This window comes from Aeromonas sp. HMWF016 (assembly GCF_963878195.1).
GTDB lineage: Bacteria > Pseudomonadota > Gammaproteobacteria > Enterobacterales > Aeromonadaceae > Aeromonas > Aeromonas lacus.
In genome coordinates this window covers 1-20,310 of sequence record NZ_CAWNWX010000098.1, presented here as the reverse complement: position 1 = coordinate 20,310, position 20,310 = coordinate 1, and the positions used below count along the sequence as shown (strand labels likewise).

Annotated in this window: 19 protein-coding genes and 1 pseudogene; 13 read left to right on the top strand and 7 right to left on the bottom strand. The window is 60.1% G+C overall.

The annotated features are described in order from the left end of the window. The 3 genes and pseudogenes from AACS24_RS21970 to AACS24_RS16120 all read left to right on the top strand — a co-directional run. Positions 1 to 246: diguanylate cyclase domain-containing protein (locus tag AACS24_RS21970; RefSeq protein WP_258222956.1), on the top strand; the 246-nt coding region annotated here is incomplete at its 5' end. 4 nt (positions 247 to 250) lie between these two features. Continuing rightward, entirely contained in the window at positions 251 to 1,354 is a 1,104-nt protein-coding gene (locus tag AACS24_RS16125) for an EAL and HDOD domain-containing protein (RefSeq protein ID WP_108571316.1), read from the top strand. Positions 1,355 to 1,473: 119 nt separating this feature from the next. Further along, positions 1,474 to 1,725: pseudogene (locus AACS24_RS16120) on the top strand (HAD family hydrolase); the annotation flags it as partial. A gap of 133 nt (positions 1,726 to 1,858) precedes the next feature. Here the strand turns inward: AACS24_RS16120 and hfq are convergent. Continuing rightward, positions 1,859 to 2,218: an RNA chaperone Hfq gene (hfq, locus tag AACS24_RS16115; RefSeq protein WP_005335772.1), complete on the bottom strand. Its 360-nt coding sequence runs from the start codon at positions 2,216 to 2,218 to the stop codon at positions 1,859 to 1,861. 178 nt (positions 2,219 to 2,396) lie between these two features. On the opposite strand from hfq, the gene AACS24_RS16110 reads away from it, so the two are divergent. The 3 genes from AACS24_RS16110 to AACS24_RS16100 are packed head-to-tail and all read left to right on the top strand — an operon-like array spanning position 2,397 to position 5,879. Further along, positions 2,397 to 3,668 carry a paraquat-inducible protein A gene (locus AACS24_RS16110; protein WP_108571315.1) on the top strand — a complete coding sequence of 424 codons (1,272 nt, stop codon included), beginning with the start codon at positions 2,397 to 2,399 and terminating at the stop codon, positions 3,666 to 3,668. After that, positions 3,661 to 5,310, top strand: coding sequence for an intermembrane transport protein PqiB (gene pqiB / locus AACS24_RS16105; protein ID WP_033115116.1), 1,650 nt, complete (start codon positions 3,661 to 3,663; stop codon positions 5,308 to 5,310). Before AACS24_RS16110 ends, pqiB begins: the two co-directional genes overlap by 8 nt. Next, positions 5,307 to 5,879, top strand: coding sequence for a PqiC family protein (locus tag AACS24_RS16100; RefSeq protein WP_108571314.1), 573 nt, complete (start codon positions 5,307 to 5,309; stop codon positions 5,877 to 5,879). The genes pqiB and AACS24_RS16100 overlap by 4 nt, the downstream gene beginning before the upstream one ends. Before the next feature lie 74 nt (positions 5,880 to 5,953). Here AACS24_RS16100 and rlmD read toward each other — a convergent pair whose 3' ends face one another. Then, positions 5,954 to 7,306 carry a 23S rRNA (uracil(1939)-C(5))-methyltransferase RlmD gene (gene rlmD, locus AACS24_RS16095; RefSeq protein ID WP_108571313.1) on the bottom strand — a complete coding sequence of 451 codons (1,353 nt, stop codon included), beginning with the start codon at positions 7,304 to 7,306 and terminating at the stop codon, positions 5,954 to 5,956. Between the two features lie 549 nt (positions 7,307 to 7,855). On the opposite strand from rlmD, the gene AACS24_RS16090 reads away from it, so the two are divergent. The 5 genes from AACS24_RS16090 to AACS24_RS16070 all read left to right on the top strand — a co-directional run bounded on the left by AACS24_RS16090 (position 7,856) and on the right by AACS24_RS16070 (position 15,394). Beyond that, positions 7,856 to 9,580, top strand: a complete 1,725-nt coding sequence (locus AACS24_RS16090; protein ID WP_108571312.1) for a proline--tRNA ligase — start codon at positions 7,856 to 7,858, stop codon at positions 9,578 to 9,580. Between the two features lie 487 nt (positions 9,581 to 10,067). After that, positions 10,068 to 10,331 (top strand): hypothetical protein, encoded by a 264-nt coding sequence (locus tag AACS24_RS16085; protein WP_108571311.1) that lies wholly within the window; start codon positions 10,068 to 10,070, stop codon positions 10,329 to 10,331. Between the two features lie 214 nt (positions 10,332 to 10,545). Continuing rightward, positions 10,546 to 11,175: a TetR/AcrR family transcriptional regulator gene (locus AACS24_RS16080; RefSeq protein WP_071912639.1), complete on the top strand. Its 630-nt coding sequence runs from the start codon at positions 10,546 to 10,548 to the stop codon at positions 11,173 to 11,175. A 176-nt stretch (positions 11,176 to 11,351) separates the two neighbouring features. Continuing rightward, positions 11,352 to 12,338 carry an efflux RND transporter periplasmic adaptor subunit gene (locus AACS24_RS16075; protein ID WP_181364208.1) on the top strand — a complete coding sequence of 329 codons (987 nt, stop codon included), beginning with the start codon at positions 11,352 to 11,354 and terminating at the stop codon, positions 12,336 to 12,338. A 2-nt stretch (positions 12,339 to 12,340) separates the two neighbouring features. Then, positions 12,341 to 15,394 (top strand): efflux RND transporter permease subunit, encoded by a 3,054-nt coding sequence (locus tag AACS24_RS16070; protein ID WP_108571309.1) that lies wholly within the window; start codon positions 12,341 to 12,343, stop codon positions 15,392 to 15,394. 87 nt (positions 15,395 to 15,481) lie between these two features. Here the strand turns inward: AACS24_RS16070 and AACS24_RS16065 are convergent, their stop codons facing one another. The 3 genes from AACS24_RS16065 to AACS24_RS16055 all read right to left on the bottom strand — a co-directional run bounded on the left by AACS24_RS16065 (position 15,482) and on the right by AACS24_RS16055 (position 17,367). Continuing rightward, positions 15,482 to 16,162 (bottom strand): SDR family oxidoreductase, encoded by a 681-nt coding sequence (locus AACS24_RS16065; protein WP_108571308.1) that lies wholly within the window; start codon positions 16,160 to 16,162, stop codon positions 15,482 to 15,484. Between the two features lie 28 nt (positions 16,163 to 16,190). After that, positions 16,191 to 16,817 (bottom strand): TIGR04219 family outer membrane beta-barrel protein, encoded by a 627-nt coding sequence (locus AACS24_RS16060; RefSeq protein WP_033115111.1) that lies wholly within the window; start codon positions 16,815 to 16,817, stop codon positions 16,191 to 16,193. Between the two features lie 94 nt (positions 16,818 to 16,911). Next, positions 16,912 to 17,367 carry a copper chaperone PCu(A)C gene (locus AACS24_RS16055; RefSeq protein WP_108571307.1) on the bottom strand — a complete coding sequence of 152 codons (456 nt, stop codon included), beginning with the start codon at positions 17,365 to 17,367 and terminating at the stop codon, positions 16,912 to 16,914. A gap of 89 nt (positions 17,368 to 17,456) precedes the next feature. On the opposite strand from AACS24_RS16055, the gene AACS24_RS16050 reads away from it, so the two are divergent. Beyond that, positions 17,457 to 18,206: an enoyl-CoA hydratase-related protein gene (locus AACS24_RS16050; protein WP_108571306.1), complete on the top strand. Its 750-nt coding sequence runs from the start codon at positions 17,457 to 17,459 to the stop codon at positions 18,204 to 18,206. 12 nt (positions 18,207 to 18,218) lie between these two features. Here AACS24_RS16050 and AACS24_RS16045 read toward each other — a convergent pair whose 3' ends face one another. Then, on the bottom strand, positions 18,219 to 18,647 hold the full coding sequence (locus AACS24_RS16045; protein ID WP_033115108.1) for a DUF2753 family protein: 429 nt from the start codon (positions 18,645 to 18,647) through the stop codon (positions 18,219 to 18,221). Between the two features lie 285 nt (positions 18,648 to 18,932). On the opposite strand from AACS24_RS16045, the gene AACS24_RS16040 reads away from it, so the two are divergent. Beyond that, the gene (locus tag AACS24_RS16040) at positions 18,933 to 19,610 is read left to right on the top strand and encodes a CatB-related O-acetyltransferase (RefSeq protein WP_108571305.1); all 678 of its coding nucleotides are present in this window, start codon (positions 18,933 to 18,935) and stop codon (positions 19,608 to 19,610) included. A gap of 60 nt (positions 19,611 to 19,670) precedes the next feature. On the opposite strand, the gene AACS24_RS16035 is transcribed toward AACS24_RS16040, so the two are convergent. Continuing rightward, positions 19,671 to 20,310: ParB-like protein (locus tag AACS24_RS16035; RefSeq protein ID WP_108571304.1), on the bottom strand; the 640-nt coding region annotated here is incomplete at its 5' end.

Below are 20,310 nucleotides of genomic sequence, written 5' to 3'. Positions count from 1 at the left end.
ATCCTGCTCTGCGCGCCACAACCCGGTGAAGCGGAGCAGCTGGCGGAGCGGATTCACGAGGGGCTAGCCCGTCTGCACCTGCCACATCCAGCCTCCCGAGTTGCTGATTTCATTACGGTTAGCATAGGCTTTAGCTATCTGGTCCCCTCCCAGGACGAAGCATGGCAGAGCCTGACCGAACAGGCCGACCAGGCGCTCTACCACGCCAAATCTGAAGGGAGGGCCCGCACACTGGCCTATCGGTGATCCCATGCTGTTGCGTCGCTATCCCATCTTCAACCGTCGCCTGGCTCTGGTGGCCTACGGCATCGACTATCAGCTCAGCTCACCGGCCGAATGGCCCTCACTGGCACAACATAGCCACCTGCTGGCGCAGGGGCGCCAATATCTGCTCCCCTTCAACCACGAACAGCTCGATGAGCAGCGCCCCCTGCTGTTTGCTCAGGAGACCATCCCGCTGGTCGAGGCCTCCAGTGAACGGCTACCCACCTCTTTTCCGGTGCTGGAGCAGTGGCGCGACAGCCGACGCCGGCTCGCCGTGCATGGCGCCCATCGCGATGTTCGCTGGCTGGGCGTGAGCCGCCTGCTGGTGTTCTGGACGGGGGAAGAGGGGATCTGCCAGCCCACCGATCACAAGCGGATGGCGCTCAACGTCGAGGCGTGGGAGGACTTTCTCCCCTTGCGGGAGGCGGGGGTCGATTTCTTCGCCGGTGGCTTTCTGGCCCGGCCCGAGCTGGTCAACCAGCGCGCCCAGCAGCCCGACATGGCGCTGGTGCAGCAGATCCTCCAGCTCATCTGCCACGAAGAGTTCTCGTTTGCTCAGGTCGCCCGCCTGCTGGAGCAGGATGCCTGGCTGCCGGGCCTGCTGCTCACCTATGTCAACGCGCCCGGTTTTGATCACGCCACTCCCATCACCTCGGTTCCCCGCGCTATCTCCTATCTGGGGGAACAGGAGATCCGCAAATTCGTGCTGATCAACGGGCTGGCCCGGGCCAGCCAGCACATGCCCGAAGCCTGTACCCGGATGGCCATCGCTCGCGGCCGCTTCTGCGAGCTCATCGCCCTCACGGCGCTCGGCAAAGCAGACGCCAGCTGGGCCTTTCTGGTCGGGCTGGTACAGGATGCCTCCCTGCTGTCGGAGGAGATGAAGCGCCACCTGCCCACGAACGTCAAACGGGCCATCGAGCTGCGCGAAGGGCCGCTGTTTCACCTGTTCCAGCTGGTCAACACCTACGAGCAGGGCAACTGGGCCCTGCTGGCACAGCTGGCCCCGCACTACCAACTCGATCCGGCCAGGCTCACCCCCATCTATTTTCAGGCACAAATGTGGGGGCAAGCGTTTCTCACCAGCTAGGTGATGGCGAGCCGGGGAGCCACTGGCTAGAATAGGCTCCCTTTTTTCAGAGACAGACCCCGCACCATGACCCTTTCCGGATTCCAAGGCCTAGTCTTTGACCTTGATGGCACCCTGGTCGACTCCATGCCGAAGCGGTGCTGCGCAATACCGGACTGGATCGCTACTTTCAGGTGGTGGTGACGGCCGACGACGTGGAGCTGCACAAGCCCAATCCGGACACCTTCCTGCTGGTCGCCAGCAAGCTGGGGGTCGCGCCGTCAGGCTGTCTGGTGTTTGAAGATACCGGGATCGGCGTACAGGCGGGTGAAGCGGCCGGGATGCAGACCTGCATGGTCAAAGAGGGTAAACCGGTAGGGATCGATTTCTGATGAGGTAAAAGTTATCGCCCCTGGCAGGGCGATAACGGGAGTCCGCGCTCATACGGGACAGGATGGAGAATGAGCGGAACTCCCGTCAGCCGTTGACGCAGCAGGCGGTCAACGGACAGGCAGTGACGTACGATTACTCGTTGTTGCCGCCGCCCTGATTGTCGTCATAGCGACCCGGCGCACCGTGGGGGCGCGGCGCCATGGAGACGCGCGGTTTGCGGGCGCGCTGGATGTTTACCTGCGGACGGCCGGTGTGCATGGCGATGGTGGAGATCTTGGCCTTGTAGACCAGCTGCTGGTTGCCGTGTGCATCGGTCAGCAGCACGCTGTACTGGTCAAACCCGCTGATGGTGCCCTCCAGCTTGATGCCGCTCACCAGGAAAATGGCGACCTGACTGCGGTTTTTACGCAACCAGTTGAGGGCAGAATCTTGCCCGTTCCCGAGGGAGAAGGCTTGCTCAATCGTGGAGTAGCTTGGGGATTCAGTTGTCATAAATTATTGTCCCGCGGAAAAAAAGTGGCGTTTGATTGTGCTAAATGGCCACTGGCTTGTCAAAGTCATTCTCACACACCGCCCCGCAAATCACACCGCAGCAGGACTGGTCGCTGACCGGTACAACTGCGATAATCGCCCCTCTGGTTCTCTCGCGAGCCTAATCTGGGGTTTTATCTTGCATCCGGTTTCACACCAACACCATACCACCTACGTTCATGACGACACCGCCTGCGAAGAGTGTGACCTGCTGATCCCGGCCACACCGCTGGCGGTGGGCGAAGCCAGCCACTGCCCCCGTTGCGGCCACACCCTGAGCCAGCATCTGCCACAGCAGGAGCTGCGTCCCATCTCCTACGGGTTTGCCGCGCTCATCATGTTCGTGCTCTCCAACTCCTTTACCTTCATGTCCTTCTCGGCCAAGGGGATCGGGCAGGAGATGACCTTTCTCCAGTGCATCTCGACTCTGGTGGACGAAGGGTATCTGTTTCTCAGCGCCGTACTCAACATCACCCTGATCGGCCTGCCGCTGGTCTATATCGGCTCCATCATGCTGGTGCTGTGGCGCATCGACAAAGACCTGCACAGCCACGCCCTGCGCTCTCTCGGCCGGCTGCTCTGCCGTATCAAGCCCTGGCTGATGGTGGATGTCTTTCTGGTGGGTGTACTCATCTCGCTGGTCAAGCTGATGGGGATGGCTGACATCAAGATGGGCCTCTCGTTCTGGGCCTTCGTCGGCTATACCATCCTGCTCATCAAGACCATCTCGTCGCTGGATCGGATGTGGCTGTGGCAACGGCTGTTCGGCCCGACCGAGCAGCGTGAGCTCGACCCCGAAGCGGGCGCCATGGCATCGGGTCTGGTAAGCTGCCATATCTGCGGCGCCCTGAGCGAGGCGGGCAGCCACAGCTGCCAGCGCTGCGGCGGCCATCTGCATGCCCGCAAACCGGGCGGTCTGAACCGCACCTGGGCCCTGCTCATCACCTCGGCCATTCTCTACATCCCGGCCAACCTCTACCCCATCATGGACACCGTCTTTCTCGGCGATGACAGCCCCTCCACCATCCTCGGCGGCGTGGTGCTGCTCTGGGCGATGGGCTCCTACCCCATCGCCGCCGTCATCTTCTTCGCCAGCGTGGTAGTGCCGCTGGTGAAGATCCTGGCACTGTTCTGGCTCTGCTACATGGTCCAGAGCGGCAATGCCGAGTCGCCGCTCGGCAAGCTCAAGCTCTATCGGATGACCGAATTTGTCGGACGCTGGTCGATGATCGACGTCTTCGTGGTGGCCATTCTGGCGGGCCTGATCCGGCTCGACAACCTGATGACCATCTACCCCGGCCCTGCGGCCGTCGCATTTGCAGGCGTAGTGCTGATCACTATGGTCGCCGCCATGAGCTTCGACTCGCGCCTGATCTGGGATTTACAACAAGGAGAACGCGAACGTGAGTGAGCGTAAAACAAGGTGGAAACCGGGCTCTGACTTTCTGAGCTCCGCCGCCGCAATCTGGATGGTGCCCCTGCTGGCGCTGTTCATCGGTCTCTGGATGCTGTTCCAGCACTGGTACTCCCAGGGCCCGAGCTTCACCCTGACAGTCGCCACCGCCGAAGGCATAGTGGCAGGCAAGACGGAGATCCGCTCGCGCGAGGTTACTGTCGGTCGCATCGATGCCGTCCAGCTGAGCGATGACTACAGCCACGCCGTGCTCAAGGGGCGCTTGACCAACGACGCCGCCAGCATGCTGCGCGGCGACAGCAAGTTCTGGGTGGTCAAGCCCAGGGTCGGTCGCGAAGGGGTATCGGGTCTCAGTACCCTGCTCTCCGGCGCCTATATCGAGCTCTCCCCCGGCAAGAAAGGCAAGGCGCGCGACGAGTACGCCATGCTCGACAAGCCGCCGCTCTCCTCCATCAATGCCAAGGGTCTGCGCCTCTCCCTCTCCAGCCGCGAAGCCAAGGCGCTTGGCGAGGGCTCGCCCATCAACTATCAGGGCTTCACCATAGGTCAGGTGGAAGAGGCGAAGTTCCTGCCTGAAAAGAGCGAGATGCAGTATCAGATCTTCATCAACGCCCCCTACGACATTCTGGTGAGCAGCAACTCCCGCTTCTGGCTGACCCCGGGCTTCGAGGTCTCCATGAGCAGCGAAGGGATGAAGGTGAAGATGGATTCGCTGGAGAGCCTGATCGACGGCGGCATCACCATGGGCCTGCCTGCCGGCTGGTCACCGGGTGATCCGGTCAAGCAGCACGACGAGTTCACCCTGTTCCAGGATGAGGCAAGCGTGATGGCCGGTAGTCTGGATCAGTTCATCGACTACGTCTTCCTGTTCGACGACAACGTAGCGGGTCTCCACCCGGGCGCGGCGGTGCAGTATCGCGGCATTCGGGTCGGCACCGTCATCTCGGCGCCCTACATGATCGAGGAGAAGGGGGTTCGCATCTTCCAGAACCGCCAGATCCCGGTACTGGCCCGCATCGAGGTGCAGCGTCTCTCCCACCGTTATGCCAAGGCGGAGAAGGATCAGTGGCGCGCCCTGTTCAGCAAGCAGTTCAAGGAGGGGTTGCGTGCCAGCCTAAAGACCTCGAGTCTGCTGACCGGCGGCAAGATCATCGATCTCAACTTCTACCCCACGGCTCCCCGCTTTGATCAGGTCAAGCTGGCCGGCTATCAGGTCTTCCCGACCGTGCAGGGCGGGCTGGATCAGATCGAGCGCAAGGTGAACCTGATCCTCGACAAGTTTGTCGACATGGATATGGCCACCACCCTGACCAAGGTCAACAGCTCGCTCTCGACGCTGGATGGCACACTGAAGAACATCAGTGCAGTCAGCGCCAATCTGGACAAGCTCACCGCCAAGGACTCCACCCAGCAGCTGCCGGCCTCGCTCAACGAGAGCCTCAAGCAGTTGCAGGAGACCCTGCAGGCCTATGATGCCCAGTCGCAAACCAATCAGGATCTGCGTCAGTCGGTGCAGACCCTCAACCAGCTGATGCGCGAGCTGCAGCCGCTGGTGCACTCTCTCAACGAGCAGCCGAGTTCGCTGATCTTCGATCGCGTCCGTCCCCGGGACCCTGAACCCAAGCGAGGCACACCATGAAAAAGTTCATCCTGACGCTGGCGCTGACCGGCCTGCTGGCCGGGTGCAGCAGCACCCAGCCAGCGCTGCACTACTACTCGCTCGCCGCCGACAGCCAGCAACCGGCGGCGGCGCCGGTTACCCCGCAGCACCAGCTGGTGCTGCGCCCCATAACACTGGCGGGCCAGCTCGACCGGATCAGTCTTGTCTATCAGCTGGAGGGGCAGGAGCTCCACTTTGCCGAGTACCACCGCTGGGCCGGTTCGCTCGACGATCAGCTCAACCAGCTCACCCTCAACGGCCTCTCCACCCGCCTGCCGGGCTGGGTCATTCGTCAGGATGGCGGCCGCAAAGGGCCGGTGCTGACCATACTGGTCGAGCGCTTTCAGGGTCGCCACGATGGCCGCGCCGTGCTGAGCGGGCGCTGGCGCCTGCTGGCGGAAGATGGCACCGTGCTGCGCGAAGCCCCCTTCAATCAGGTACGGGTGCTGCCGGCCGATGGCTACAACGCGCTGGTCAGCGAGCTGGGTCTGGGCTGGCAACAGCTGCTCGACCAGATTGCCGCCGAGGTACGCCAGAGCGCCAGCTAATCGGCCATCCGCCGATTGCAGAGATAAAAAAACGACGCCAGCTGGCGTCGTTTTTTTATGGGCGAGAGTCAGGCTCAGCTCTTGGCGGGCAAACTCAGGCGAGCGACGGCTTCGACGTGCATGGAGTGCGGGAACATATCGACCGGCTGCACCTCGTCCAGCACGAAGCCCTGCTTGACCAGCCAGGCGAGATCGCGGGCCAGCGTCTGCGGGTTGCAGGAGACATAGACCAGACGACGGGGCGCCATGGCCACCAGCGTCTGCAGCACCGCCTTGTCACAGCCCTTGCGCGGCGGATCCATCACCACCACGTCGGCGCTCACCCCTTCGGCATGCAGGGCAGGCATCAGCTGCTCCGCTTTGCCGACGTGGAACTCGGTCTGCTCGATGCCGTTGAGGGCCGCATTGCGACGGGCATCGCTGATGGCGCTCTCCACCGACTCGATCCCCACTACCTTGGCGGCCTTGCCGGCCAGGAACAGGGAGATGGTGCCGATACCGCAATAGATGTCGAACACCGTCTCGTTGCCGGTCAGCTCGCAATACTCCAGCGCCTTGGAGTAGAGCACGTCGGTCTGGCTCGGGTTGTTCTGGAAGAAGGAGAGCGGCGAGATCTCGAATTCGAGCTCGTGGATCTTGTCGCGGATCACCCCGCTGCCCAGCAGCACCCGGTTGTTGTCGCCCAGGATGCGGTTGGTGCGCGCTTCGTTGATGTTCTGCACCAGAGTAGTGACCGGCAGATCCTGCAGGGCCGCCAGCAGCTCGGCCTCGAACGGCAGCTCCTCGCTCAGGGTCACCAGCACCACCATCAGCTCGCCGCTCTTGAAGCCCTTGCGGGTCATCAGGTTGCGCACGCTGCCGGTGTGGTTCACCTCGTCATAGGCCGCGATGTCGTGCGCGCGCATCCAGTTGCGCACCCGGGCGTTCAGCTCCACGTGCAGCGAGTCCTGCACCGCGCAATCATCGGCGGTGATGAGGTCGTGGGAGTGCTTGCGATAAAAACCGATCTCGGCGCCGGCGTCACAGCCGCGCACCGCGTACTGCGCCTTGTTGCGATAGGCGAACGGGGTCTCCATGCCGAGGATGGGATTGACTTTGGTCTCACCCAGCCCAACCTGCTCCAGGGCACTCTGCACCAGACTCTGCTTGAGCTTGAGCTGAGCCGGATAAGCCAGCGGGCGCACCTGACAGCCACCGCACTCGGTGTTGGGGCAGAAATCGGCCACCCGGTCGGCGGAGGGCTGGAGCAGCTCGGTGACCTTGCCGTGCAGGTAGTTGGGCTTGACCTCGGTCAGTTCGACCAACGCCTGCTCACCCGGCAGCAGACCTTCGACAAACAGGGGGCGGTCGAACAGGCGTCCTTTGCCATCTCCTTTGTCGGTCAGTTCCAGGATCTCGATCTGGTGTTGATGTCCCACTAGCGGCATGAGCGGCTCCAAAAGTACAAATAAAGAGGGGGCGACGGGGCCGGTTTGGCCGACCCGTCACGAAAAGGTGGCAGAGTTTAGCGGAGATCCGGCCAAATTGCAGGCATTAAAAGCCCAATGGTTGTGGTACTACCCGCCCCGCTTTTGCATCCCGGCCACATGGCCCGTGGGCAAGGCCCCGCCAGCCCCCGTTCACCGCTGGCTGCGGCAAGATTTGCATCGTCAGGATCGGCCAGTCCCCCTATCGAGCCATCACTGGCAAGCTGCGGCCGTTGCAGGGACAAACCGCGCGGTATAAATCAAATTTATGGGTTTTACCGAAATGGCCAAACTTTTACTTATACCAAGCCAATTGCGGTCAAATGCTTCTCCGGCAAGCCGATGATGACCAGCCGGGCATCCCCTCCGATCCGGACAAGATGGCCAGCCCGCGCCGCCCTTTCGCGGCTGCGGCAAATTTAGCCCTTGGGCCGCAACGCCCAGCCTGTTAAAATTCCGCCCTTGAAATTATCCTGGGCCCCGCGCCCGTTCTAGCTAAGGTCTACCGCGATGCGTACCAGCCAATATCTGCTTTCCACTCTCAAGGAAACCCCCTCCGACGCTGAAGTTGTCAGCCACCAGCTGATGCTGCGCGCCGGGATGATCCGTAAACTGGCCTCCGGCATGTATGCCTGGTTGCCAACCGGTCTGCGGGTACTGAAGAAAATCGAGAACATTGTTCGCGAAGAGATGAACAATGCTGGTGCCATCGAAGTCTCCATGCCGGTGGTGCAACCCGCCGAGCTGTGGCAGGAGTCCGGCCGCTGGGATGACTACGGTCCCGAGCTGTGCCGTCTGACCGACCGTCACAACCGTCCCTTCGTGCTGGGCCCGACCCACGAAGAGGTGATCACTGCGCTGGTGCGTTACGAAGTGAACAGCTACAAGCAGCTGCCGCTCAACCTCTACCAGATCCAGACCAAGTTCCGCGACGAAGTGCGCCCCCGTTTCGGCGTGATGCGCGGCCGCGAATTCCTGATGAAGGATGCCTACTCCTTCCACATCGACAAAGAGTCTCTGGTCGATACCTACGAGAAGATGCACGCCGCCTACTGCAAGGCGTTCACCCGCATGGGTCTGAACTTCCGTCCGGTGCAGGCCGATACTGGCTCCATCGGTGGTACCGGCTCCCACGAATTCCAGGTGCTGGCCGAGAGCGGTGAAGACTTGATCGCCTTCTCCGATACATCAGATTACGCCGCCAACATCGAGATGGCCGAAGCGCTGGCGCCGGCTGGCGAGCGCGCTGCCGCCACCGCAGCCCTGACCAAGGTTGCTACCCCGGCCGTCCACACCATCGATGAAGTGGCCGCCTTCCTGAACGTGGCACCGACCACCATCGCCAAGACCCTGCTGGTACTGGGCGAAGAGGATGAAGCTGGCAAGCAGGCCGTCATCGCGCTGGTACTGCGTGGCGACCACGAGCTGAACGAAATCAAAGCCGAGAAACTCTCTGGCGTAGCCAACCCGCTCACCTTCGCCAACGACGAGCAGATCAAAGCGGCCGCCGGTTGCGACGCAGGCTCCATCGGCCCGGTCGGCTTTGCCGGTCGCATCATCGTCGATCGCAGCGCCGCCCATCTGGCGGACTTCGTCTGCGGCGCCAACGAGACCGGTTTCCACCTGACCGGTGCCAACTGGGATCGCGACATCACCGCTTACGAAGTTGCCGACCTGCGCAACGTGGTGGAAGGCGACCCGAGCCCGTGCGGCCAGGGCAAGCTGCTGCTCAAGCGCGGTATCGAAGTGGGTCACATCTTCCAGCTGGGTACCAAGTACTCCGAAGCGATGAAGGCGAGCGTGCTGAACGAAGGTGGCAAGTCCGTCACCATGGAGATGGGTTGCTACGGTATCGGGGTTTCCCGTCTGGTGGCTGCCGCCATCGAGCAGAACAACGACCAGTACGGCATCATCTGGCCGGACGCCATCGCCCCGTTCGAAGTGGCCATCGTGCCGATGAACATGCACAAGTCCGTGCGCGTTGCCGAGCTGGCCGAGCAGTTCTACGCCGAGCTGAAAGCGGCCGGTGTTGACGTGCTGTTCGATGACCGTAAAGAGCGCCCGGGCGTAATGTTCGCCGACATGGAGCTGCTGGGCGTACCGCACGGCATCGTCATCGGCGAGCGCGGCATGGATAACGGCGTGGTGGAGTACAAGTGCCGCCGCACCGGCGAGAAGCAGGAAGTGGCCATCAGCGACATCGTCGCCATGATCAAGGCCAAGCTGGGCCGCTAAGCCCCACTGCCGCGTTAACGAACGCAGTCAAAATGGTGCCAGTCAGCCAATGCTGACTGGCATTTTTTATTGCTCGCTCTGACGGATGGCCCTGTTACGTCAGGATGCCAAGTATCCTACTGCGCAGTCTCCTGACTCCTGACTCCTGACCGCCAAACCGCGCCACCTGCTCTGGTAAGGAGGTGTCGCTATGTTGGGGTGATCTGACGGGAAATACCGGAAATCCCCCTGCCATGTGCTCAATATGGTTCTGCGTAAATAAACCGTGGGACAATCCAGTCGTGCTGCGATATATAACCGATATTTAACAGAAATATCTGCCTAGCATGCCATTAATTGCCATGAAACCCCCAAGTGAGCCCCAGCAATTACTTTTTCACCACCCGTGAGCGCTCTCACAATCAGCACCACATTCTATTGTCTCTCGTTAATTTCAGGACTATCTCTTGACGCAAATATCAATTGCGTTTTTTAACCGGGAGGATATATGCAGGTCAAAGTGATTGAGAGAACCTTCAGACTGGTCGGCGAAAATGAACTTTTTGCTCAATTTACCTTTATTACATCGGGAATTATACATATCTGGTTTCCAACGACGGGACTGCAAATGGAAGCACACCGTAACCATATTCATATTCAAGACAGCACAATTATATATACCGATGGCCTCAGCTCAGACCAGCATCGTGCCCTCTGGTCGTTAACTCTGCACAGCGAAGACATCAAGGAGCTCATCTCCATCATCTCTTGATGTACCCCATCACCCGTGAAACCTGGTGACGATACTCCAGGCCGCTCAACCGCTGGCAAAGCTCATCATGGCCAGGATGGAGAAACGATGCTGTATATAAAAAACCTTCTCTTTCCTGTGGTTATGTTTTTGTCGATGTGGCTTGCTTGACAAAAAACGTACAGAGATTGATGCTAAGTAATAGGTAACTTACTTCACTTCGAGACCAGACCAGATGGCGCGTCATCCCAAGCATTTACCGAGCGAAGAGCGGCAAGCCGCCACGATCCAGACGGTCATCACACTGCTGGCCAAGCATCACCCCGGGGAGCTCACCACCACCATCATTGCGCAGCACATGGGGCTCACCCAAGGGGCCCTGTTCAAACATTTTCCCACCAAGGATGCCATCTTCCAGACGGTGATGGAGTGGATCGCCAACACCCTGCTCTCCCGTCTCGAACGCGCCATAGAGGGTATCGAGTCGGCACCGGCTGCACTGGAAGCCATGTTTATGACGCACGCTGAATTTGCAGCTCATCACCCCGGTATTCCGAGAATGATGTTTGGCGAGCTGCAAAAAAGCCGAGCCTCGCCAACCAGAGCGATTGCCAAGACATTGTTATTACGTTATCGGGCGATGTTGATTAAATTAATGCAGCAAGGTATTGCAAACCATGAATTTCCATCAACTCTGGATATGGATGCTGCGGCGACATTATTCATCGGCATGCTGCAAGGTTTGATTATGCAGGCCGTCATTGCCGAGGATATGGAACAACTCCAGAAGCAGGCTCCGGGGGTATTTTCAATATTCCTTGCCGGAATTACCCATCCTGAATCAGCTTCACCAGCGACCAGCTAAATTTATTACTTATTTAATCCATCGCCAAATAATATGACCGGTAATCATCGTGGCATTACATGATTGCCATTTTGGCCACTGCGTGGAGCCTCTAAATTATGCGACATCCTTTTTTCATGTTAATCATCGCTCAACTATGTCTGACCCCATTAATAAGTGATGCCGCAGAAAAAAAAATGGCGACGGCAATCACGACGGTGACACCACTGCGGCAGCTCTGGCCTGACATCATTCCGGCAATGGGCGTTGTTACCCCCTGGCAGGAGGCCATCGTCAGTGCCAATAGCGGCAACATGGCGGTGGTGGAGATCAACGCCGCTGTCGGTGATCTGGTCACTCGAGGCACCATGCTGGCTCGGCTGGATGACAGGATCGCCAGAGCAGATGTGCAGCGAGCCCAAGCCGAGCTCATCAAGGCCGAGGCGAGCCTGCAGCAAAACCTGGCCAATGCCCAGCGCATGCGCAGGCTCTATCAGGCAAAGAGTGTCAGCGATCAGGATCTGCTCAAAGTGGAAACCGAGCTCAAGCTGGCTCAGGCGCAGGAGCTATCTGCCAAGGCATCACTGACCAGTCAGCAGGTGCGTCTGGACGATACCCGCATCATTGCGCCGGATGATGGTCTTATTACTGCTCGCAATGCCACGTTGGGGCAGGTACCAGCCACAGGCACCGAACTGTTTCGGCTCATACGGCAAAATCGCCTTGAGTGGCGCGCCGAACTGACCGCCGCCAAGATGGAGCAAGTCAAGCCGGGCCAGCATGTCTCCTTGCTCCTGCCATCCGGTGCCAGAACGGAAGGGCAGGTCAGGCAGCTGGCTGGCGCACTCGACAACAACAGCCGGATGGGTACTGCCTATGTCGATATCCTGCCGGGCAGCGGTGCCAAGTCGGCCATGTATATCGGTGGCCAAATTGAAGTCGAGAAACGGCAGGCACTGACCATCCCGGCACAGGCGCTGCTGATCCGGGATGGCCGCAGCGTCGTTTTCCGCATCGACGATGGCAAGGCCTATATGCAGGAGGTCACCGTGGGCCTGCGCCGCGACAATGCCGTCGAAATCACCCGGGGCATCCGGGAAAACGACCTGATTGCCCTCAAGGGGGCCGGGTTCCTCAACAATGGTGAAGCCATTCGCGTCATGACCGCCAAAGGCAAGGAGTAACCATGAATCTGGCAACCTGGTCGATCCGCAACCCCATTCCCTCCATCCTGCTGTTTATCATGCTGACCCTGGCCGGCGTGGCCGGCTTCCAGAAGCTGGGGATCCAGGATTTGCCGGATCTCGATTTACCGACCGTCAAACTGGAACTCCGTCAGCCGGGCGCCAGCCCCTCCCAGCTGGAAACCGATGTCGCCAAAAAGGTGGAAGATTCGTTGGCGACCGTACGTGGTCTGCGCCACATGACCACCAAAATTAACGATGGAGTGGTCACCATCACGGTGACCTTTGATCTGGAGCGCAATCTGAATGAAGCCTTGTCCGACACCAAGGATGCGGTGGATCGGATCCGCAACGATCTGCCCGATGACCTGCAGGAGCCTATCGTCAGCAAGGTAATCGCAGGGCCAGGCGGCGCCATGCTCACCTATGCCATTGCCAGCGACAAGATGAGTGAAGAGGCCCTGTCGTGGCTGGTTGACAACGAACTGGCCAAGGCGGTGCAAGCCGTTCCCGGCATCACAGATTTCACCCGGATCGGTGGCGTGCGCCGGGAAGTGCGCATCGAAGTCGATCCCATTCGTCTCTCCGGGCTGGGGGCCACTGCGGCTGATGTATCGCGCGCGCTACGCAGTGTCCAGCAGGAGTCATCCGGCGGACGGGGTCAGATGGATGGGGCTGAGCAGAGTGTGCGAACCCTGGCGACGGTACAACAAGCCGACCAGCTGTGCGCCCTGCCGGTGGTGCTCAGTGATGGACGCAAAATCCGTCTGGACGAGATCGCGACCGTCCGGGATACAACTGCCGACAGAACCCAGTCGGCAATGCTGGATGGCAAACCTGCGGTGGGCTTTCAACTCTGGCGCACCAAGGGGTTTGACGAGGTGCGCATTGCCGCCGGGGTAGAGCAAGCGCTGAAGGAGATCCAGCACAAATATCCCGATATCAAGTTGCTACGGGTCAACAGCACGGTCGAGCATACCGAGGAGCAGTACGAAGGTTCGATGCACATGCTCTATGAGGGCGCCATTATCTCCGTGCTGGTAATCTGGCTGTTCCTGCGCGACTGGCGAGCAACCCTGATAGGGGCGGTCGCACTCCCTCTCTCCATCATACCGGCCTTCGCCTATATGCACTGGGCAAGCTATACGCTCAACACCATTACGTTGCTGGCGCTGGCGGTCGTCGTCGGGATCCTGGTCGATGATGCCATCGTTGAGGTCGAGAACATCGCCCGCCATATGAACAAGGGGAAAAGTGCCCGGGAGGCCACTGAAGACGCGGTCAACGAGATTGCGCTGGCAGTAGCTGCGACCACCACCACGCTGATCGTGGTGTTCCTGCCCACCGCCATGATGAGTGGTGTCCCCGGTCTGGTATTCAAGCAATTTGGCTGGACCATAGTGATTGCCGTCGGCCTCTCTTTCATGGTCGCCCGCATCATCACCCCCATGATGGCGGTCTGGCTGATTAAACCCGGTCTGCACCAGCAAGAGCACGATGGCCCCACCATGCAACTCTATCTGCGACTGGCTCGCTGGTGCCTCGATCATCGTCTGAAGACCTTGCTCATCGGGGTCGGTCTGTTTGTACTCTCCGCCGCCCTGTTGCCGCTGCTGCCTACCGGCTTTATTCCGCCGGCTGATCGGGGTAGCACCACCATCAGCATTGAGCTGCCTCCGGGAGCCAGCATCAATCAAACCATGGAGATGGCCGAGGAGGCCAGAAATGCGCTGATTGGCACTGAAGGCGTGAAGTCCATGTTCGCCTATGCCGGCAATACCTCGGCCAATGATCCCGGCGAAGTACGCTTTGCCAGCCTGGTCGTCGTGCTTGCCGAGCGTGGGGAACGTCCGAAACAGAGGGAGATCGAGCTGGCCATGCGGCAGCGGTTGGCTGATGTTCCCGGTGCCCGCTTTTCATTTAGCAGCGGTGGCTCGGGTGAAAAACTCGAGCTGGTGCTCTCCAGCTCAGATACACACGCGCTAATGAATAGCGCCAAACAGCTGGAACAACAGCTACGTGGCTTGCCATTTCTCCACAACGTGACCTCGACAGCCAGTCTAGAGCGACAAGATGTAGTCATCCGACCCGATGCCGATCAAGCTGCCGAGAGCGGTGTGACAACCCAGGCCATTGGCGACACCTTGCGGGTCGCCCTGGCAGGAGATCGCGAGTCCTCTCTCTCCAAACTGAATCTGGAACAGCGACAACTGGATATCCGGGTGCTGTTGCGCGGGGAGATGCGCCAGAACCTTGAGGCTATCGCGGCGCTGCGCGTGCCGGGTCGCACCGGACTGGTTCCTCTTGGCAACGTAGCCGCAATTGGGCTGGAGAGCGGCCCCTCACAAATAGACAGATTTGATCGCGAACGTCAGGTCACGCTGACGGCAGATCTGGGGGGTTATGCCTTGGGCAATGCCCTGAAAGCAGCCAAAGCGCTGCCTGCACTGCAGGATCGCCCGGAACAGGTACGGCTACTGGAGTCTGGCGATGCAGAGACCCAGGCCGAGCTGTTTGCCGGTATGAGCGGTGCCATGATTGCGGGTGTACTTTGCGTTTACGGGGTACTGGTGCTGCTGTTCAAGGATTGGTTCCAGCCTCTGACCATCCTCTCCGCCGTCCCGATGGCCGCGGGAGGTGCCTTTGCCGCCTTGCTGCTGACCCACGGCGAATTGAACCTGCCATCGCTCATCGGGCTGGTCATGCTGATGGGGATCGTCACCAAGAACTCGATACTGGTAGTGGATTTTGCCATCGTAGCCAGGCAGCAGGGGATGAGCCTGCGCGATGCCCTGCTCGATGCCTGTCATAAACGGGCACAACCGATCACCATGACGTCGGTCGCCATGACGGCGGGCTTGCTGCCACTTGCGCTGGGCTTTGGCGCGGATGCAAGCTTCCGCCAACCGATGGCCATTGCCGTAATAGGGGGGTTACTGTCAGCCACCGCCATGAGCCTGCTGATGGTGCCGGTTGTCTACAGCTATGTGGCCGACCTGGAGAGCTGGCTGAAAGGAAAAATGGCCAGCAGAAGCGGCCAAGCAGGGGGGCACTAATGATCGATTTTGCTATTAGCTAAAAAACAAGGGAGGCATCACGCCTCCCTCTTTCTTTAACCTGAGCCTGCGCGGCAAGAGAAAAATCTACTCGTTGCGACCGATAAAGAGATCGGTCACGTGGCAACTGCTGCGCGCTGCCAATGCATCGAGCATGTAAGCGGCGGCATCTTCCGGGGTCATGAAACGGGTCGGGTCGACGTGATCCGAGTTGTCCCAGAAGGCGCTGCGGATCCCGCTCGGGTAGAGGTTAACCAGCCGCAGCGGCGAGCCTTTCAGCTCGGCGCGCAACGACTCCAGAAAGCCGCGCATCCCCCATTTGGAGGCGCAGTAGAGGCTCTCGTTGGCCTTGCCCACCTGCGCGGCGGAGGAGAGCACATTGGCCAGCACCCCACCTTTCTCGCCGATGAGACGCACCGTCTGCTGGGCCACCAGTATGGTGGAGACAAGATTGCTCTCCACCACACAGCGGATCTGCTCGGCGGTGTAGATGCCGACCGGGCCGAACTCGCCAACTCCGGCGCAGTGGATCACCATCTCGGGCAGGCCGCCCCACTCAACGGCGGCGGCAAAGGCCATCTCCACCTCTTCGTGGTGCGCCAGATCGGCGGCAATGCCGATCACCGCCTGACCGAGCAGATCCTCCTGCTCCTGCAGCTTCTCGTAACGGCGCCCCATCATGGCAACCCGATGGCCCCGCTCAACCAGCCCTGCGGTCAAGGCGCGGCCCAGACCGGAACCGGCCCCCGTCACTATGATGTAGCCCATTACTTCTCCTTGTCGTCAGACGCTCAGATTAGAAGGTGAATTCGCCGCCCATGAACCAGCCGTCGATACGCTGGTCGACGTTGTCGAAGTCCACATTGGCTTCACGCCAGCCGGCACGCAGTTTGACCGGCATGTTGGAGAACTTGTAGGAGGCACCCAGACGGTAGTCATAGTTGTCCACATCGTGAGTACGCAGATCACCGAAGAAGGCGAAACCTGTGTTCGGGATGTAGAGTTCGCTACCGGCGTAGGCCATCACGGTGTCCTTGTCGTAGCCCTTGCGACCGTAAGAGGTCAGCTCGCCATCGTAGTAACGACCGGTCAGACCCAGATCGATCTTGAACAGATCGTTGTTGAACAGACGGTAGTAGAGGTTCAGATCGTAGGCAGTCAGCTCGTTTTTGAAGGCGCCGCCGGAGGTGCTGAAGTCGGAGATCTCAAACTTGGCGTTCGGCAGGAAAATGATGCCGTGTTCCAGCTGCAGGTAGCCGTTCCAGTTGTAGTGATCGTCATAGTTGGTGCTGGCACCATAAACCTGACCACTGCCCTGGGCGTTCCATACGTCGGCACCGGCGGCGAAACGCCAGTCATTGGCGGCCATGGCACCCTGGCTGCACAGGGCAAACAGAACACCGGCAATCAGCGTCTTTTTCATCACTTCACTTCCTCTTGCATACATGGAAAGAGCGCTATTTTACCCGGTGCAGCCAAAATACCCAGTCTCAAATCTGAACAAGCGACGACAAATGTCAGTGTTTCATATGCTTCATGTTCATCCCCGCCATCGGCTCGATCGGTTTGACCGGCAGGGAGAGCTCCAGCTTCTCGCCATCATCCATGGTCAGGGTGAGCGGCATCGGCGTTTTTTCGGAGAGCACGCCAATCTCGAACAGCATGATGTGGAAGCTGCCGGGTTTGAGCGCTACCTCGCCCTTGGCCGGGATCTCGATGCTCTCGACCTGACGCATCTTCATCACGCCATTCTCGTGCAGGTGGGTGTGCAGCTCGGCGCGACCCGCCGCAGGAGAGGCTGCCGCCACCAGCTTGACCGGTTTGTCGGCATCGTTCTTGAGCACCATGAAGGCGGCGGTGTTGGGAGAGCCCGGCGGCAGCAAACGCACATAGCCGTCAACCGCATCCACCTTGGCCAGCGCGGGAGCCGTAATGCCGAGCACCAGCAGAGAATAAAACGCACGTTTAAACATGGTTGAAATCCTTTTATGATGTTGTTAAACGGCTCCAAGGTTACTCCGACAGTAACCTTTGTGCACCCTTCAATAACAAGGATTTAGACATGGCCCCCATTCTCGTCGCCGAGCAGCAGGATGGCTTGCTCACCCTGACGCTCAACCGCCCCGACAAGCGCAACGCCCTCAATACCGCCCTCTATCAGCAGCTGGTGAGCGCCCTGCAGCAGGCGGCAAACGATGAGGAGGTGCATGTCCTGCTGCTGCAGGGGCAGCAAGATTGCTTTACCGCGGGCAATGATCTGGCCGATTTCGTCGGCAAGAGCTCGCTGGAACCCGACGACCCCATCCTGCAGTTCCTCCACACCCTGGCTGACTTTCCCAAGCCGGTGATTGCGGCGGTCGGCGGCCCGGCGGTGGGGATCGGTACCACCATCCTGCTCCACTGCGATCTGGTCTATCTGGCGGATAACGCCCGCCTGCAGCTCCCCTTCGTCGAGCTGGGGCTGGTGCCGGAGTTCGCCTCCAGCCTGCTGCTGCCGCGCATGGTGGGTCACCTCAAGGCGGCCGAGCTGTTGCTGCTGGCCGAGGCGATCGATGCCGACGAGGCACTGCGGCTCGGACTCGCCAACAAGGTGGTAGCGGCCGATACCCTGATCCCCTTTGCCCGCGAGCAGGGGCTCAAGTTGGCAAGCAAGGCGCCCAAAGCGGTGCAAAAGAGCAAGGCGCTTATGAAACAGGAGCTCAAACAGGCGGTCCACTTCGTCATCGATCTGGAGGCGCGCGCCTTCGCCCAGGCGCTGCAAGGGGAAGAGGCGCAGCAGCGCATCGCTCAAAAGCTCAAACGCCGCAGCTAAGATCGACGCCTGTCAGTTGAGACGAAAACGGCCGATTAGCTCGCAGCCCTGTACCTTGTCCTGCAACTGGATCAGTTTGGCTATTTCGGGGTTGGGGTGGCGCTTCAAGAAGGCGAGCAGGGCGCCGCGGCAGCAGCCCAGCTCGCTGATCAGCGCCTCGCACTCCCGGTTGGGGCACTGCGGCACCAGCGCCGTCACCAGCTCGGAGGCGAGCTTGAGATAACGCAGCTCGTAGGCGGGTTCATCCATCGCCCGCCAGAAGTCGGCCAGTCGGTGGCAGGTGGCGACCCGCATGCTGGCCAGCTCGGCAAGCTCAACCTCACTCATCTCGTAGACATCCCCCAGCGCCTGCTGATAGAAGCAGACGGCGGCCCCCAGCGAACCGGACTGCCACGACCGCTCCGCCTCCAGCATGTAACGCTGCCAACTCTCTGGTGTCATTTCATTATCCCCCACCGACTAAACCGGGAGGTTAATGATGGCTAACTGAGAATAAATATCAACCAGATGGTTAGTGCAGGATCTCCGCTGCAGGTTGGCAAATCGCCATCATTGCCCTTATGATCCCCCCGATTTCCCATATCAGGGCTTACCCCGAATGCGACCCCGTCTGCCCCAAATGCTGGGCTGCTCACTGCTCTGCGTGCCCCGCATGCTGGTCTGGATCTATTAGCTGCGCTCCATCGAACGCAACCAATCAAATCCATTCAGCAAAGGAGTACCAGGATGAAAACCTGCCAGCACTGGTCACAGGTCGAATACCTGCATCTGACGGTCAGCAACCCCAATATCCGCCTCAAGGGGCAACACAGCTACTACTCGGGCGCCTGGGATGGCCCCTTCGAACAGGAGGTGGTGCGCTACCTCCATGGCGACAGCTTCAGCCGTCATCCCGATACCGGCTGGAAGCCGCTCTGGCATATCGACCAGCTCCATATCGGTGACTACGTGCAGATCGCCGCCGGGGTGAAGATCATCATGGGGGGCAACCACACCCACAACACCGCCTTCATCAGCACCTATCCGTTTGCTGATCTGGAGGCGCTCAAGCGCAGTTACCGTCCTGCCGGCGATACCCGCATCGGCAACGATATCTGGATCGGCATGGAGGCGATGATCATGCCCGGCGTCACCATCGGCGATGGCGCCATCATCGCCGCCCGGGCGCTGGTCACCAAAGATGTGCCGTCCTACGCCATGGTGGCGGGTACGCCAGCGGCCATAGTGCGGATGCGCTTCACCGAGAGCGAGATTGCCCGGCTGCAGGCTCTCGCCTGGTGGGATTGGCCGAACGAACAGGTCAATGCCCTGTTGCCACTGATCCAGCAGGGCGATGTGGCGCTGCTGGAACAGGCTGCGGCCACCTGGCAGAGCCAGGCTTCAACGCCAGATGCGACATCATAATGCGCAGACTGACATAAAAAGAGGGCGACCCACGGGTCGCCCTCTCTCGCTGTCTGGTTGTCAGCTCGCCGTTTTCGACTGGTTGAGGCTGCACTGCCGGCCGGGATAACCGGGCAGGTCTTTGGCATCGCTGCCGCAGGCAAGCCGTTTGGCCTGCTGCAGCCGGGCCGCCAGATTGGCGCTGTCTATCGGCATCCACTGCATCTGCTTGCCGAGCCAGCTGGCCCAGGCGAACTCGACAAAGTAGACCTGATCCTGCTTGCTGAAGTAACCCGCATCCTGCAGCAACCCCGCCAGAGTGCGATAGGGGTAGTCGGGCAACTTGTCGATGCTGGTCGGCAGCTGCTCCGGCGTGAGGGGGAGCCCCTTCTCATCCTTGAGCCAGGCCCAGTGGTTGTTCTGCATCTGGCTCCAGAAGTTGTCTTTATCCTGCAAGCGACCGATCACCTTGACCCGTACCTGCTTGACCCCTTGCTGCCAGAGCGCCTTGGTCAGGTGATGTCGATCCACCAGCCAGTAGCCGCCATCCGGCGCAATCACCACAGGGATCTCTTTCTTTTTCATCAGCTTGTCGAGCTGCTTCGGATTCATGTCCGCCAGCATCGCCTGGGTTTCATCCACCTGCAGCTGCCCCACCCCCCCCTGGGTCGGGTGCAGAGTCTCGATCCCCGCCTCGCACCAGCTGCCCACCGCCGTGTCG